At 72.7% G+C, this 14,951-nt stretch carries 15 protein-coding genes; 3 read left to right on the top strand and 12 right to left on the bottom strand.

The window, feature by feature from the left end; all coding sequences use genetic code 11:
* Window positions 1-9 precede the first annotated feature (9 nt).
* Both codA and D1J60_RS37285 read right to left on the bottom strand, forming a co-directional pair.
* Window positions 10-1,311 (bottom strand): cytosine deaminase, encoded by a 1,302-nt coding sequence (gene codA / locus D1J60_RS16295; protein ID WP_277607500.1) that lies wholly within the window; start codon window positions 1,309-1,311, stop codon window positions 10-12.
* A gap of 166 nt (window positions 1,312-1,477) precedes the next feature.
* Window positions 1,478-1,645, bottom strand: coding sequence for a hypothetical protein (locus D1J60_RS37285; RefSeq protein ID WP_164720908.1), 168 nt, complete (start codon window positions 1,643-1,645; stop codon window positions 1,478-1,480).
* Window positions 1,646-1,753: 108 nt separating this feature from the next.
* Here D1J60_RS37285 and D1J60_RS16300 point away from each other — a divergent pair, with 108 nt between their 5' ends.
* The gene (locus tag D1J60_RS16300; RefSeq protein ID WP_125821586.1) at window positions 1,754-3,589 is read left to right on the top strand and encodes a prolyl oligopeptidase family serine peptidase; all 1,836 of its coding nucleotides are present in this window, start codon (window positions 1,754-1,756) and stop codon (window positions 3,587-3,589) included.
* Between the two features lie 43 nt (window positions 3,590-3,632).
* Entirely contained in the window at window positions 3,633-4,499 is an 867-nt protein-coding gene (locus D1J60_RS16305) for an SURF1 family protein (protein WP_125821587.1), read from the top strand.
* On the opposite strand, the gene D1J60_RS16310 is transcribed toward D1J60_RS16305, so the two are convergent.
* From D1J60_RS16310 to D1J60_RS16340, 7 genes are all read right to left on the bottom strand, one after another.
* Window positions 4,477-5,643, bottom strand: coding sequence for a hypothetical protein (locus D1J60_RS16310; RefSeq protein WP_125821588.1), 1,167 nt, complete (start codon window positions 5,641-5,643; stop codon window positions 4,477-4,479). The genes D1J60_RS16305 and D1J60_RS16310 overlap by 23 nt on opposite strands.
* Window positions 5,640-6,206 carry a SigE family RNA polymerase sigma factor gene (locus D1J60_RS16315; RefSeq protein ID WP_125824056.1) on the bottom strand — a complete coding sequence of 189 codons (567 nt, stop codon included), beginning with the start codon at window positions 6,204-6,206 and terminating at the stop codon, window positions 5,640-5,642. The genes D1J60_RS16310 and D1J60_RS16315 overlap by 4 nt, the downstream gene beginning before the upstream one ends.
* A gap of 418 nt (window positions 6,207-6,624) precedes the next feature.
* The gene (locus tag D1J60_RS16320) at window positions 6,625-7,701 is read right to left on the bottom strand and encodes an aspartate-semialdehyde dehydrogenase (protein ID WP_125821589.1); all 1,077 of its coding nucleotides are present in this window, start codon (window positions 7,699-7,701) and stop codon (window positions 6,625-6,627) included.
* A complete protein-coding gene (locus D1J60_RS16325; RefSeq protein ID WP_125821590.1) occupies window positions 7,698-8,972 on the bottom strand; it encodes an aspartate kinase in 1,275 nt (424 codons plus the stop codon). The genes D1J60_RS16320 and D1J60_RS16325 overlap by 4 nt, the downstream gene beginning before the upstream one ends.
* A gap of 130 nt (window positions 8,973-9,102) precedes the next feature.
* Complete coding sequence (locus D1J60_RS16330; RefSeq protein ID WP_125598060.1) at window positions 9,103-9,777, bottom strand: DUF5063 domain-containing protein; 675 nt, start codon at window positions 9,775-9,777, stop codon at window positions 9,103-9,105.
* Window positions 9,770-10,369, bottom strand: a complete 600-nt coding sequence (gene recR, locus D1J60_RS16335) for a recombination mediator RecR (RefSeq protein ID WP_125598056.1) — start codon at window positions 10,367-10,369, stop codon at window positions 9,770-9,772. The genes D1J60_RS16330 and recR overlap by 8 nt, the downstream gene beginning before the upstream one ends.
* 84 nt (window positions 10,370-10,453) lie before the next feature.
* Window positions 10,454-10,798 (bottom strand): YbaB/EbfC family nucleoid-associated protein, encoded by a 345-nt coding sequence (locus tag D1J60_RS16340; protein WP_125598053.1) that lies wholly within the window; start codon window positions 10,796-10,798, stop codon window positions 10,454-10,456.
* 274 nt (window positions 10,799-11,072) lie between these two features.
* On the opposite strand from D1J60_RS16340, the gene D1J60_RS16345 reads away from it, so the two are divergent.
* Window positions 11,073-11,798 carry an SLATT domain-containing protein gene (locus tag D1J60_RS16345; RefSeq protein WP_125598050.1) on the top strand — a complete coding sequence of 242 codons (726 nt, stop codon included), beginning with the start codon at window positions 11,073-11,075 and terminating at the stop codon, window positions 11,796-11,798.
* Window positions 11,799-11,936: 138 nt separating this feature from the next.
* Here the strand turns inward: D1J60_RS16345 and D1J60_RS16350 are convergent, their stop codons facing one another.
* The 3 genes from D1J60_RS16350 to D1J60_RS16360 all read right to left on the bottom strand — a co-directional run bounded on the left by D1J60_RS16350 (window position 11,937) and on the right by D1J60_RS16360 (window position 14,825).
* Window positions 11,937-12,587 carry a hypothetical protein gene (locus D1J60_RS16350; protein WP_125598047.1) on the bottom strand — a complete coding sequence of 217 codons (651 nt, stop codon included), beginning with the start codon at window positions 12,585-12,587 and terminating at the stop codon, window positions 11,937-11,939.
* 100 nt (window positions 12,588-12,687) lie between these two features.
* Window positions 12,688-13,359 carry a GntR family transcriptional regulator gene (locus D1J60_RS16355; RefSeq protein WP_125821591.1) on the bottom strand — a complete coding sequence of 224 codons (672 nt, stop codon included), beginning with the start codon at window positions 13,357-13,359 and terminating at the stop codon, window positions 12,688-12,690.
* A 113-nt stretch (window positions 13,360-13,472) separates the two neighbouring features.
* The gene (locus D1J60_RS16360; RefSeq protein WP_125821592.1) at window positions 13,473-14,825 is read right to left on the bottom strand and encodes an aspartate aminotransferase family protein; all 1,353 of its coding nucleotides are present in this window, start codon (window positions 14,823-14,825) and stop codon (window positions 13,473-13,475) included.
* Between the last annotated feature and the right edge of the window lie 126 nt (window positions 14,826-14,951).

Here is a 14,951-nt window from a genome sequence, read left to right on the forward strand (position 1 = left end):
GACCGCACTCTAGAGGGGGGTGGTGAAGTCCACCGCCGACGGGCCTTCCTCTCCCGGCCACCACAACCGGGCCGGTGCGGGCGGGGTTTCGGCGAGGACGGTGCCGCGCGAGACGACGTACCGCGGCCGGACCTGGCGGCGGATCGCCTCCGCGGGGGTGGGTGCCGGGAGGAGGACGAAGGAGGCGGGGGCGCCCGGCGTGATCCCGTACTCGGTGGAGGACAGGCCGAGGACCCGCGCCGCGTGCTCCGTCACCATCGAGAACGCGACCGGGATGTCGTCCGCGCCGGTGAGCTGGGCGGCGTACAGGCCGACGAGGGCGGTCTGGAGCGGGTTGGCGGTGCCGAGGGCGTTCCAGGGATCCATCACGTCGTCGTGGCCGAAGGCCACGTTGACCCCGGCGGCCAGCATCTCCTTCACCTGGGTGAGGCCGCGCCGCTTGGGGTAGGCGTCGAAGCGGCCCTGGAGGTTGAGGTTCGCGAAGGGGTTGGCGACCAGGTTGATGCCGGAACGGGCGAGCAGCCGCTGGAGTTTGAAGCTGTAGGCGCCGTTGTAGGAGCCCATGGCGGTGGTGTGGGAGGCGGTGGCGCGCTCGCGCAGGCCCGAACGCAGGGCGAGGCTGGCCAGCACCTCCACGAAGCGGGACTGTTCGTCGTCGATCTCGTCGCAGTGGGCGTCTACGCGGAGTCCGTGCTCCTCGGCCACCGCGAACGCGGTCCGCAGCGAGGCGACGCCGTCCTCGCGGGTGTCCTCGAAGTGCGGGATCGCACCGACCACGTCCGCCCCGCGGGCGACGGCCTCGCGCAGGAGCGCCTCGCCGTCGGGGAAGGAGACGATGCCCTCCTGCGGGAAGGCGACGATCTGCAGGGTCATGATGTCCCGCACCCGGTCGCGGACCTCCAGCAGCGCGTCCAGTGCGGTGAGGGACGGGTCGGTGACGTCGCAGTGCGTACGGACGTGCAGCACGCCGTTGGCCGCCTGCCAGCGCAGCACCTCGGTGGCCCGGGCGATCACGTCTTCGCGGGTCAGGGTGCGCTTGCGCTCGCTCCAGCAGGCGATGCCCTCCCACAGGGTGCCGGAGACGTTCGGGCGGGGCCGGCCTGCGGTGAGGGCGGTGTCCAGGTGGATGTGCGGCTCGACGAAGGGGGCGGTGAGCAGCCCGCCGTGGGCCTCGATGAGCACGCCGGTCGCGGGCGGCTCCTTCTGGTCGTCGTACGGGATCACCCGCGCGATCCGGCCGTCCTCGGCGACCTCCACGTCGGACAGGCCGTCTTCGTGCAGCAGCCGGGCGCCCCGGACGATCATCCGCATGCGAGCCAGCCTAGGCACCCCGCCCGGAGTGCGCACGCGGCTCGGCGGACCCGCGCGTGCACACATACCCGCGCGGGCACACGGACCCGCGCGGGCCCGGGGCCCGACACCGGCACGCGGCCCGACGTTTCACGTGAAACATCGGGCCGGTGACCGGTGCCGAGGCTCAGCCGCGCTTGGCCTGTGCCTTCTGCTGCATGCCTCGCGTCTTCGCGGAGAGCGACTGGGCCTCTCTGCCCGCGGCCTTGGCACGTGCCTCGGCCGCCGTGTTCTTCGCCATCGCGCGTTCGGAATCCTGGTGGCTGTGGTGGCCGGTACGAGCCTTCTTGGCCATGATCAACACCCTCTCGCAGCGTTCGGCGTACCCACACCACCATGCGCCCGTTCGGCGCAGTCGGCATCCCGGCCGCCCGCCGCGGCCGGACCCGTAAGAATGGGGCGCATGACCAGCAGCGACAGCGACCTGACCCCCGGCACCGCACCCGCTTCCGAGATGCCCGACTGGGAGAAGCGCTTCCGGGCACCGCGCGTGGGCCTTCCCGAGTGGGCCGAGGACGCCCCGGACCGCTCGCTCTTCGTCTCGAACGCCACCGGGACCTACGAGCTCTACGCCTGGGACCGGGCCACCGGCACGCAGCGGCAGGCCACCGACCGCCCCAACGGCACCACCGACGGCACGCTCTCCCCCGACGGGGAGTGGATCTGGTGGTTCTCCGACACCGACGGAGACGAGTTCGGCACCTGGGTCCGCCAGCCCTTCGCCGGCGGACCGGACGAGCCCGCCACGCCCGGACTGGAGCCCTCCTACCCCGCCGGCCTCGCCATCGGCCGTGACGGCACGGCGGTCGTGGGCCGGTCCACCGACGAGGAGGGCTCCACCATCCACGTCGTACGCCCCGGCGCCGCCCCCGAGGTCGTCTACCGGCACCGCGAGTCGGCCGGCGTGGGCGACCTCTCCTACGACGGGACCCTCCTGGCGATCGAGCACACCGAGCACGGCGACGCCATGCACACGGCGCTGCGCGTGGTCACCCTCGACGGCGCCACCGTCGCCGAGCTGGACGACTCCCGGGGCGGCACCGAGGAACTGGGCCTGGAGGTGCTCGGCTTCGCACCCGTCGCCGGGGACACCCGGCTGCTCATCGGGCACCAGCGCCGCGGCCGCTGGGAGCCGATGGTGTGGGACGTGGCCAGTGGGGCGGAGGAGGACCTGGCCGTCGACCTGCCCGGCGACGTGAGCGCCGAGTGGTACCCGGACGGGAGCGCGCTGCTCATCGCCCACAGCTTCGAGGCGCGCAGCGAGCTGTGGCGCTACGACCTGGCCGCGCGCGAACTCGTACGGGTGGACACTCCGCCGGGAACGGTGTCGGGTGCGACGGCCCGCCCGGACGGGACCGTGGAGTACCAGTGGTCCTCGGCCGCCGAGCCGGCCGTCGTACGGTCCACCGCGGGCGGGGTCGTCCTGGACCCGCCGGGCATGCGGCCGCCGGCCTCCGTCCCGGTGGAGGACGTCTGGGTGGAAGGGCCCGGCGGGCGGATCCACGCGCTCGCACAGCGGCCCGTGGGCCACGGTGACGGCCCCTTCCCGACGGTCTTCGAGATCCACGGCGGGCCGACCTGGCACGACTCCGACGCCTTCGCGGCCACCCCGGCGGCCTGGCTGGACCACGGTTTCGCGGTGGTCCGCGTCAACTACCGGGGCTCGACGGGCTACGGCCGCGAGTGGACCGACGCCCTCAAGCACCGGGTCGGCCTGATCGAGCTGGAGGACATCACTGCGGTCCGGGAGTGGGCCGTGGCCTCCGGCCTGGCGGATCCGGCGCGGCTGGTGCTCTCGGGCGGGTCCTGGGGCGGCTACCTGACACTGCTCGGCATCGGCATGCGGCCCGACGACTGGGCGGTCGGGCTGGCCGCCGTACCGGTCGCGGACTACGTGACGGCGTACCACGACGAGATGGAGGCGCTGAAGGCCCTGGACCGCACCCTCTTCGGCGGCACCCCGGAGGAGGTCCCGGAGCGGTTCGAGGCCTCCTCGCCGCTGACGTACGTGGACGCGGTGAAGGCGCCGGTGCACATCGCGGCGGGCGTCAACGACCCGCGCTGCCCGATCCGGCAGATCGAGAACTACGTCGACCGGCTCGCTGCGCGCGGCGCGGTGCACGAGGTGTACCGCTACGACGCGGGACACGGCTCGCTGGTGGTGGAGGAGCGCATCAAGCAGGTCCGGATGGACCTGGAATTCGCGCTGAAGCACCTGCCGCAGGGCCTGCCGGGCTGACCCGGCACCGGGCTTCCGGTGCACCCCCCGTACCGTTGGTGGGGTGCACCGGTTTCTCCTGACCCCGCGCTGGTGGGGGATCAACGTCTTCGTCGCGCTCTCCATCCCCTTCTGCCTGTTCATGGGGACCTGGCAGCTCGGCCGGTTCGAGGACCGCGTCGGCAGCCACGCGGAGGCGCGGGCCGAGCGGCCCGCCGACCAGGCGCCCGCGCCGCTGGACTCGCTGCTCCCGGTGGACACGAAGACCTCGGGGCGGCTTGCTTCCACGGCCGGCGAGTACGGTCAGCAGCTGCTCGTCCCCGAACGGGACCTCGGCGGGAAGCCCGGCTTCTACGTCCTGACCCTGCTGCGGACCGACTCCGGGAAGACGGTCCCGGTGGTCCGGGGCTGGCTGCCGGGTACGGCCGACCCGGCGAAGGCGCCGGCCCCGCCGACGGGTCGGGTCGAGGTGACGGGGGCCCTGCAGTCCTCGGAGAGCTCGGGCACCAAGGGCGTGCACGCGCAGGGCGGGCTGCCGCCGGGCCAGCTCGGGGTCATCGGTGCGGCCACGCTGGTCAACCTGGTGCACGAGCCGCTCTACGACGCCTGGCTGACGGTGCAGACCCCGGTCGACGGGATGACTCCGGTGCCGGCGAAGGCGCCGAACAACACCGGGCTGGACCTGAAGGCCTTCCAGAACCTCGGCTACACGGGCGAGTGGTTCGTCTTCGTCGCCTTCGTGCTCTTCATGTGGTTCCGGCTCTACCGGCGCGAGGTGGAAACCCTCCGCGACGCCGAGTCGGGACTGCTGCCCGCCGAAGCCCCCGCACCCGCTGCCGCGGACCCCGCCGGAAAGCCGGAAGCGACGCCGGAGCCGGGGCCGGAGCCTGAAGCGACGCCCGAGCCGGCTACGGCGCGCCCGGCGGAATGAGGCCCGTGCGGTAGACCGTGCCGCCGCAGGCCGCCGGGATGGTGGTCTGGGTGACGGGGGCGCCCGTGCCCGGGGTGTGGGAGACCTCGACCCCGGCCGACGGGCTCCGGGAGCCGGTCTGCGGATCCTTGGCCGGGGCCGTGTCGGCGCCCGCGGGCTCCGTGCCGCCGGCCGCACCGCCCCCCGTCGCCCCGCCCTGCCCGCCGGCCGCGGACTGCGCCCCACCGCCCTCCTGCCGGGAGCCCAGCGAAGGCGCCGGCTTCGCCGCCGGGCAGGACTGGCCGGAGGGGACCCAGGCGAAGCGCACCTCGTACGCGGTGTTGGGCTGGAGCAGCACGACGGGCGCCTCGGCGGACGGGTCGGGCAGCAGCGCGCTCGCCGGGTCCCCCGCCGTGTGGCCCGTCACCGTCACCGGCGGCGCGGCCGCCTGGACGGGCGGCGGGCCGGCGGGCGCCACCGAGGCGGCGGTCACGGTGTCCGGGCCGGAGACCGTGCAGCCCCGCGCCGAGACGTTGGTGACCTTGAAGCTGCCGTAGACCTTGCCGTCGGTCTCGGGGGCGCGGGCACTGCCCGACACGCCCAGCTGGTCGGCCGTGCACCCCGGCGCCACGCCGGGCGCCGCACCCACCGGAGGCAGCGGCCCGTGGCCGGCGCCGCCCGAGGGGGCGCCCGCTCCGGCACCGACGGGGCCCGCGGACGTGCCGCCGGACGGGGAGCCGCTCGTCCGCGGGGACGGCTGCGTGGCGCCGCCCGTGCTCTGGCCGCCGCTCGGTGACCCCACCGGCCGGGGTCCGGCCGCCGCGTCGGAACCGTTCTGCCGCGGGTCGGAGGCGTCGGCCGCCTTGGGGCCCTGCGACTCGCCGTGGCCGGCCATGGCCGAGTGCCCGGCCACCGCCCCCTCGTCGGCGTTCAGGTGCAGCGCGGCCGGGATCGCGGTGCCGGCGAGCAACGCCACCGCGGCCGTCGCCAGCAGGGCCTGCCGCTTGCGGGCCCGGCGCGCGGGCACCGCGTGCCGCAGCCGCTCCAGGGCCCCCTCGGAGGGCTCCAGCCCCTGCACGGCTCCGGCCAGCAGGCCGCGCAGCAGCTGCTCGTCGGCCGTGGCCGTCCCGGCCGGGCCGGGCAGGTTCTCGTGGTCGTCCCTCATGACTGCGCAGCCTCCATCGCCACCCGCAGCGCGGCAATGCCCCGCGATCCGTACGCCTTGACCGAGCCGAGCGAAATGCCGAGCGTCTCGGCGACCTGGACCTCCGTCATGTCGGCGAAGTAGCGCAGTACGAGCACCTCGCGCTGACGGCGCTGGAGCCCGCGCATCGCCCTGATCAGGTCGTCGCGCTCCAGCTGGTCGTAAGCCCCCTCCTCCGCGCTGGCCATGTCCGGCATCGGCTTCGACAGCAGCTTCAGGCCGAGGATGCGGCGGCGCAGCGCGGAACGGGAGAGGTTGACGACGGTCTGGCGGAGATAGGCCAGGGTCTTGTCCCGGTCCCGGACCCGGTTGCGGGCCGAGTGGACACGGATGAAGGCCTCCTGGACCACGTCCTCGCAGGAGGCGGTGTCGTCGAGGAGGAGCGCGGCCAGGCCCAGCAGGGAGCGGTAGTGGGCCCGGTAGGTCTCGGTGAGGTGGTCGACGGTGGTACCGGCCACGACCGGCCGCTCGGCGTCGGCACCGGCGCCGGCCTCGGCGCCGGCCTCGGCGGCCGCCCCGGGTATCGAAGCGCCGGGCGGGACGGCCGCGGGCGGGAGGACCTCCGTCGAGGATGGATTCGTGGCGGTGTCCGCGCTATCGCGGGGCGCGGGCACGCGGCCGCCCAGGGTCGGCGGTGCGATGTGCGGCACGCTGGCCGGCGGGACGGGCACGATCACAGGGAAGCCGCCGCCGGGCGTGCCTGGACGCCGGCGCGAGGGAACGATCCCGCTGCGCGCCGGTAGGACGGCCACGTCCAACAGTGCCTCTGCCACGCCCGTTGGACACGCATCCCCCCGTCAGGGTTGTACGCGCCAGGCAGAGTATTCAGCAATTTCCCTATTGCCTTCATGCGTACCCGCTCTTCCCGATTGCCCCATTCATCCAGGCGGCAGTCGGGCCATCACCTTGATCAAGGGATCGATGCCGATCCTACAAAGCGGATTACGCGAATTCACCCGCGATCAGTTCCGAGATCTGGGCGGCGTTCAGGGCGGCACCTTTGCGTAGATTGTCCGCACACACGAAGAATTCCAGGGCCCTCGGATCGTCGAGCGAGCTCCTCAGCCGCCCCACCCAGGCGGGATCGGTACCGGCCGCGTCCGCCGGCGTCGGGAACTCGCCCGCCGCCGGATCGTCGACGAGGACCACCCCGGGCGCCGCCTCCAGGACCTCCCGGGCGTGCGCCGCGGCCACCTCCCGCTCGAAGCGGGCCCGTACCGTCAGGGAATGCCCCGTCACCACCGGGACCTGGACGCAGGTCACGGCGACCGGCAGCGATTCCAGGCCCAGGATCCGCCGGGTCTCCGCCCGTACGGCCAGCTCGTGCGAGGACCAGCCGTCCGCGCGCAGCTCCCCGGACCAGGGCACCACGTTCAGCGCGAGCGGCGCCGCGAACGGCCCGGTGTCCTCGCCGACGGCGCGGCGCACGTCCCCGGGCAGCTCCCCGAGGGGGCTTCCGGCGACCTGGGTCAGCTGCCTGCGCAGGGCGTCCGCGCCCGCCCGGCCGGAGCGGCTGGCGGCCTGGTACGAGGAGACGGCCAGCTCGGCCAGCCCGTACTCGGAGTGCAGCGCGCCCACGGCGGCGATCATCGCGGCGGTCACGCAGTCCGGGCCCGCGACGATCCCGCGGGGGCGGCTGCGTACGGCGTGGCCGTTCACCTCGGGCACCACCAGGGGCACCTCGGGGTCTTCCCGGAAGGCGGCGGACTGGTCCACCACGACGGCGCCGCGCGCGGTGGCCACGGGGACCCAGCGCGCCGACACCTCCGCCGGGGTCAGGAAGAGCACGACGTCGCCCGCGCCGAGGCCCTCGAAGGCGTCCTCGGTGAGGGCGAGCACCTCGGCCTCCTCACCGCGTACGGCCAGCACGCGGCCGGCCGAGCGCGAGGAGGCGATCAGGCGGATGTCGCCCCAGACGTCCGCCCGCTGGGACAGGATCTGGAGCAGGATCGTTCCGACCGCCCCGGTCGCCCCGACCACGGCGAGCGCCGGGGCCGGGGCGGACCGGTGCGGACTCATCGTCCGGTGCCTCCGTAGACGACGGCCTCGTCGCTGTCGGAGTCGAGGCCGAAGGCCGTGTGGACGGCGATGACGGCCGCGTTGACGTCGTCCTGGCGGGTCACGACCGAGATGCGGATCTCGGAGGTGGAGATCAGCTCGATGTTGACGCCCGCGTCGGACAGCGCCTGGAAGAAGGAGGCGGTGACGCCCGGGTTGGTCTTCATACCGGCGCCGACCAGGGAGATCTTGCCGATCTGGTCGTCGTAGCGCAGGGAGTCGAAGCCGATCTGCGCCTTCGCCTTCTCCAGGGCGTCGATGGCCGTGTGGCCCTCGGCCTTGGGGAGGGTGAAGGAGATGTCCGTCAGGCCCGTGGAGGCCGCCGACACGTTCTGGACGATCATGTCGATGTTGATCTCGGCGTCCGCGATGGCGCGGAAGATGGCCGCGGCCTCGCCCGGCTTGTCCGGAACGCCGACGACCGTGATCTTGGCTTCGGAGACGTCGTGAGCGACTCCGGAGATGATGGCGTGCTCCACCTGCGCGTCCCCTTGCGGATTCTCGTTGCTGACCCAGGTGCCCGGCAGTCCGGAGAAGGACGAGCGGACGTGGATCGGGATGTTGTAGCGGCGGGCGTACTCGACGCAGCGGTGCAGGAGCACCTTGGAGCCGGAGGCCGCGAGCTCCAGCATGTCCTCGGAAGAGATCCAGTCGATCTTCCGGGCCTTCTTCACGACGCGGGGGTCCGCGGTGAAGACGCCGTCGACGTCGGTGTAGATCTCGCAGACCTCGGCGTCCAGCGCCGCGGCGAGCGCCACGGCGGTGGTGTCCGAGCCGCCCCGGCCGAGGGTGGTGATGTCCTTGGAGTCCGCGGACACGCCCTGGAAACCGGCGACGATGGCGATGTTGCCCTCGTCCAGCGCGGTGCGGATGCGGCCCGGCGTCACATCGATGATGCGCGCTTTGTTGTGGACCGAGTCGGTGATCACGCCTGCCTGGCTGCCGGTGAACGACTGGGCCTCGTGGCCCAGGTTTTTGATCGCCATGGCCAGCAGGGCCATGGAGATCCGCTCTCCGGCGGTCAGCAGCATGTCGAATTCACGCCCGGCAGGCATCGGGGATACCTGCTCGGCGAGATCGATCAGCTCGTCCGTCGTGTCGCCCATCGCGGAAACCACGACGACCACCTGGTGGCCGTTCTTCTTGGCATCCACGATCCGCTTGGCGACGCGCTTGATGCCCTCGGCATCGGCTACGGAGGAGCCTCCGTACTTCTGCACGACAAGGCCCACGTGCGCTCCTCGCTCAATCCAGTACTGCGGTCGCCGGTCAGTCTAACGAGCGACCGCGATACGGCCGACGAGTACCACATCGTGAGATGAACAGTTCAGCCCGTGATCATGCCTGGTCAGGCGCGACCCGCTACCGGTCTCCGGCCTGCTGGGCGGCCGGGCGACGGCCCAGTGTGCCGAGCTCCTCGGCCATGACCGCACCGGCCTGTTCCGCGAGGTCGTCCTCCGTCAGGTCCTCGTCCGTGTCCAGGCCGTCCAGGGCCGCGAGCGGCTGGTTGAGCCGGACGTGGGCGATCAGCGACTGGAGTGCGCGCAGCATCGCCGAGGCCGTCGGGCCCCAGTTGGTGAAGTACGAGAACTGCCACCACCACAGGGCCTCGGTGACCCGGCCCGCCTGGAGGTGGATCAGCCCGTGCCGCAGGTCGGCGACCACGTCGGCCAGGTCGTCGGAGATCCGGTGCGCGACCGGGGTCTTGCGCGGCTCGTAGGGGTCGAAGACCTCGGAATAGACGTCGACCGGCTCCAGCATCAGGGCGAACCGCTCGCGCAGGTCGTCCACGTCCGGTTCCGGGCCGAGGTCGGGCTCGTAGCGCTCCTCGGGCAGGACGTCCTGGTACGCGCCCAGCCGGCCGCCCGCCAGCAGCAGCTGGGACACCTCCAGGAGGAGGAAGGGGACGGCGCTGTCCGGGTCCTCGCCCTTGGCCACCTCGGTGACCGCGACGATGAAGGACTCGATCTGGTCCGCGATCGAGGCGGCGAAGTCGTCCGGATCCTGTCCCAGGGCGTGCAGCGTTGCGTCAGACATCAAGAAGTCGCCTTCCTTCAAAGGCCCGCCCGAGCGTGACCTCGTCCGCGTACTCCAGGTCTCCCCCGACGGGGAGCCCGCTGGCCAGGCGGGTGACCTTCAGGCCCATGGGCTTGATCATGCGGGCGAGGTAGGTGGCGGTGGCCTCGCCCTCCAGGTTCGGGTCGGTCGCCAGGATCAGCTCGGTGACCGCGCCGTCCGCCAGCCGCGCGAGCAGTTCGCGGATCCGCAGGTCGTCCGGGCCGACGCCCTCGATCGGGCTGATCGCCCCGCCGAGGACGTGGTACTTGCCCCGGAACTCGCGGGTCCGCTCGATCGCGACGACGTCCTTCGGCTCCTCGACCACGCAGATGACCGCCGGATCGCGGCGCGGGTCACGGCAGATCCCGCACAGCTCCTCCTGCGCCACGTTCCCGCACACCGCGCAGAAGCGGACCTTCGCCTTGACCTCCAGCAGCGCGTGCGCGAGGCGCCGGACGTCGGTGGGCTCGGCCTGCAGGATGTGGAAGGCGATCCGCTGCGCGCTCTTGGGCCCGACGCCGGGCAGCCTGCCCAGTTCGTCGATCAGGTCCTGGACCACGCCTTCGTACAACGGACTGCCTTCTTTCGTTTCTGCGTGCTTATGGGTGCGGGTGCGAGTGCGGGTGCGGTTCCGCGGAGCGGACCGCGGGAGCGATTAGAACGGAAGGCCGGGGATGCCGCTGCCGCCGCCCAGGGCCTGGGTCAGCGGTCCCAGCTTCTGCTGCTGGAGCGCCTGCGCGTTCTCGTTGGCCGCCTGGACCGCCGCCACCACCAGGTCGGCGAGGGTCTCGGTGTCCTCCGGGTCCACGGCCTTCGGGTCGATGACGAGGGCGCGCAGTTCACCGGAACCGGTGACGGTCGCCTTCACGAGGCCGCCGCCCGCCTGGCCCTCGACCTCGGCCGAGGCCAGCTCCTCCTGGGCCGCGGCGAGGTCCTGCTGCATCTTCTGGGCCTGCTGGAGCAGCTGCTGCATGTTGGGCTGGCCACCACCGGGAATCACAGGTACTCACTCCGTACGTCGAAACGGCTGCGGATCGCCTTCGGGGAAGGCTCGGTCAATCCGAGCCTACGTGCTCCCCGGGCGCCGCGCCCTACGCCGGGAGGACCAACTCTTTCGGGTGAGAGACGGGGCGTGCGCGTACCTGATGGAGCCCTCCTTGTGGGCGGAAAACCCGGGATTCGTTGCCCATCGCGCGTCATTCGAAGGTAGGAAGAGCATGCGCACCATTGCGCACACGCGCATCACACGTCAGCGCAGGCAGAGGGAGTGCCGGGTGAGTCAGCCGGAGATGCAGCCCGAGGGGCCACCCCGGGACCCCGCAGAGGACGGCGACCTTACCGGCCGGCCGTTCCCTCTCGGGGACTGGGGAGAGCCCGCCGAGCGGCTCGACGAGCTCTACCGGCGGGTGGAGGCCGATGCCCTGCGGACGGCCGAGTGGTACCTGTCCGACCGGGCGTGGAAGCGCCGCGGCGCGCGGGCGCTGCGGGCCGGCGCGGCCGTGGGCGCCGTCACGGGCGCTGCCATGCCCCTGCTGGAGCTGACGGGCTCGGCGCCCGGGGCGGCCTCGTACGGCTACCTGTCACTGCTGCTGGCTGCCGCCTGCATGGCCTGCGACCGCTTCTTCGGGCTGACCTCCGGGTGGATGCGGGACGTGGCGACGGCGCAGGCGGTGCAGCGGCGACTGCAGGCGCTCCAGTTCGACTGGGCCTCGGAGAACGTGCGCGAGGTGCTGGGCCCCACCGAGGGGACGGCCAGTGAGGCCGCCGAGCGGTGCCTGACGGTGCTGCGGCGCTTCTCGGAGGACGTCACGGAGCTCGTGCGCTCGGAGACGGCCGACTGGATGGTGGAGTTCCGGGCCGGTCCGGCGCCGCTGCTGATGCAGTCCCTGGCCGGAGCGCCCTCCCGCCCGGACCCGGGGATCGCCCCGGCCCGTTTCCCGCTGCCACCGGGAACCCGCCCGAACATGCCGCGCCAGCGGCCGCCGGAGCAGCCGCGCTGAGTCCCCGGGGCGCGCCGCTCACGGGGGCGGCGCGCCGCGGAGGCCGGGCCGGGGGAATCGGTCCCCGGGTCCGGCCAGTGCCCACGGCCGGTACCGACGACGACCACCGCCGCCGCGGCCGCCACCGCGGCATCAGCGTCAGCTGAAGATGATCATCGAGCCTTGGCCGAGGCTGCGGGTCGCCGCCGCGTGCAGCCCCAGCCACACGTGGCGCTCCCGGGCGAAGGGGCTCTCGTCGTACGGAATGGGCCCCGCGGGCTCCTCCAGCGCCGTCGGCCCCCCGGGCGGTGCGGGCGCCGCGGGCGGGTTCGCCGGGTCTATGCCGATCGCGGGGGCCACGAAGGCCAGCTCCCGCAGCAGCCCCTGCGCCGACCCCAGCGGGCCGCCGCCGGCCAGCAGCTCCTCGTTGGCCAGCGGAGCCTCGAAGTCCACCGGGACGTACGCCCCCGCGTGGTCGTAGTGCCACACCAGGTGCGACTGCTGCGCCGTGGCCTCGAACATCTCCAGCAGCTGCTCGTAGTCCCCGCCCAGCTCGTCCACCGGGGTCACCGGCAGCCCGCAGATCTGCAGCAGGTACGCCCGCCGCAGGAAGTGCAGGGCGTCGTAGTCGAAGCCGGCCACCGGGGCCACGTCCCCGCTCAGGCCGGGCATGTACGCGAACACGGGCACCGACGGCAGGCCCGCCTCACCCAGCGCCTTGTCGTACGAGGCGATCTCTTCCGCGAAGGGGTTGTCGGGGCTGTGGCACAGCACGTCGACAAGGGGGACCAGCCACAGGTCACAGGCCACGCGGGCTCCGATCAGTCGTTGCCGCCGATCGAGCCAGAGTAATGCGCCGGACACGCTCCGCGAAGGGGTGCGCAGAACCCGGGCGGGCGGACGGGCGGCGTCAGAGGCTCGCGGCCCAGTCCAGCCCGTGCTGGTTGTACGCGCGTACGAGGCGGCGTACCTCGTCGGCGTCGGCCAGGGTCACCGCGTCCACCAGCTCGTTGTGCCCGTCCCACAGCGCGGCCCGCAGCTCGGGGGCCCCCTGGAGGTGCGGCACGGAGAAGACCCAGCACTGCACGCGGATGCGGTGCAGGAAGTCCGAGATGTAGGCGTTGCCGACCAGCTCGCTGAGCTCCCGCCAGAAACGCAGGTCGTAGCCGATCAGCACTTCGAGCGAACCGCTGCGCGCGGCCCGCCGCGCCTCCTCAGCGCGGCGGCGCACGGACACCAGCAGTTCGGCGGTACCGGGCGGGGTGCCGCGTTCGGCGAGACGGCGGAAGATGCCGTCGAGTATCAGCGTCCGGGCCTCGATCATTCCCCGGAAGTCGTCGACGGTGAAGATCCGCACCCGGAAGCCCCGGTGCTGCACCGATTCCAGCAGCCCCTGCGCCGAGAGGTCGACCAGGGCCTCGCGCACCGGGGTCGCGGAGACCTCGTACTGCTCGGCGATCTGCTTGACCGTGAACTCGGTCCCGGGCGGGAGACGCCCCGCGAGCACCTCGTCACGCAGCGCGTCCGCGATCTGCTGCCGAAGGGTGTTGCGGGTGACACCTCCGCTCCGGCTGCCTGGCATAGGGGTCCGTCTCCTCCGTAGGTCATCGGACACCTTAGGCCAGGCAGCGCGGCTGAAACCGAGCGGTCTACGGCTGGAATGCGGATGTGATGTCGGCCGTGACGTCCGGACCGTCAGGCGCCGGTGGTGTGCCGGTCGGCCACCGTGAGCGTCTCGTCGAGCAGGGCCAGGCCCTCCTTGGCCTCGGCCTCCGTGACCGTGCACGGGGGGACGACGTGAGTCCGGTTCATGTTGACGAACGGCCACAGCCCGGACGCCTTGCAGGCCGCCGCGAATTCGGCCATCGGCGCGTTGTCGGCGCCCGAGGCGTTGTACGGGACGAGCGGCTCGCGCGTCCCCTTGTCGCGTACGAGCTCCAGCGCCCAGAAGACGCCGAGGCCGCGGACCTCCCCGACGGAGGGGTGGCGCTCGGCGAGGTCGGCCAGCCCGGGGGCGATGACCTCGGCCCCGATGCGGGCGGCGTTCTCGACGATGCCCTCCTCCTCCATCGTGTTGATCGTCGCGACGGCGGCGGCGCAGGCCAGAGGGTGGCCGGAGTACGTCAGTCCGCCCGGGTAGGGGCGGGTGGCGAAGGTCTCGGCGATGGCGGCGGAGATGGCGACGCCGCCGAGCGGCACGTAACCGCTGTTGACGCCCTTGGCGAAGGTGATCAGGTCGGGGGTGACGTCCCAGTGCTCGGCGGCGAACCACTTGCCGGTGCGCCCGAAGCCCGACATGACCTCGTCGAGGATGAAGACGATGCCGTAGCGGTCGCACAGTTCGCGCACGCCGGCCAGGTAGCCGGGCGGCGGGGTCATGATCCCGGCGGTGCCGGGCACCGACTCCAGGATGATCGCGGCGATGGACTGCGGGCCCTCGAAGGCGATCGTGTCGGCGAGGTGGGCGAGGGCGCGCTCGCACTCCTCCTGCTCGGTCGTCGCGTGGAAGGGCGAGCGGTAGAGGAACGGGCCCCAGAAGTGGACGACGCCGGCGGAGGCGGTGTCCGAGGGCCAGCGGCGCGGGTCGCCGGTCAGGTTGATCGCGGCGGCGGTGGCCCCGTGGTACGAGCGGTAGGCGGAGAGCACCTTCTGGCGGCCGGTGTGCAGCCGGGCCATGCGTACGGCGTTCTCCACGGCCTCGGCGCCGCCGTTGGTGAAGAAGACCTTGTCGAGGTCGCCGGGGGTCCGCTCGGCGATGAGGCGTGCGGCCTCGGAGCGGACGTCGACGGCGAAACCGGGCGCCAGGGTGCAGAGCTTCGCGGCCTGCTCCTGGACGGCCGCGACCACCTTGGGGTGCTGGTGGCCGATGTTGGTGTTGACGAGCTGGGAGGAGAAGTCGAGGAAGCGGTTCCCGTCGTAGTCCCAGAAGTACGAGCCCTCGGCGCCGGCGACCGCCAGCGGGTCGATCAGGGCCTGGGCGGACCACGAATGGAAGACGTGAGCGCGGTCGGCGGCCTTGACGGTCGCGCCGGTGACATGAGGGGTCATGCGGTCACGCTAGAAGTGCGCAGGTGGGAAGGGATATCGGCGGACTGTATGGGGGTGGGCGGCCGCTCTCGGCAGTCTGTCTGCCTGGACGAGCATTGACAGCACACTGCCATGATGACAGGCTTC

The organism is Streptomyces sp. W1SF4 (assembly GCF_003950035.1).
Classification (GTDB): domain Bacteria; phylum Actinomycetota; class Actinomycetes; order Streptomycetales; family Streptomycetaceae; genus Streptomyces; species Streptomyces racemochromogenes.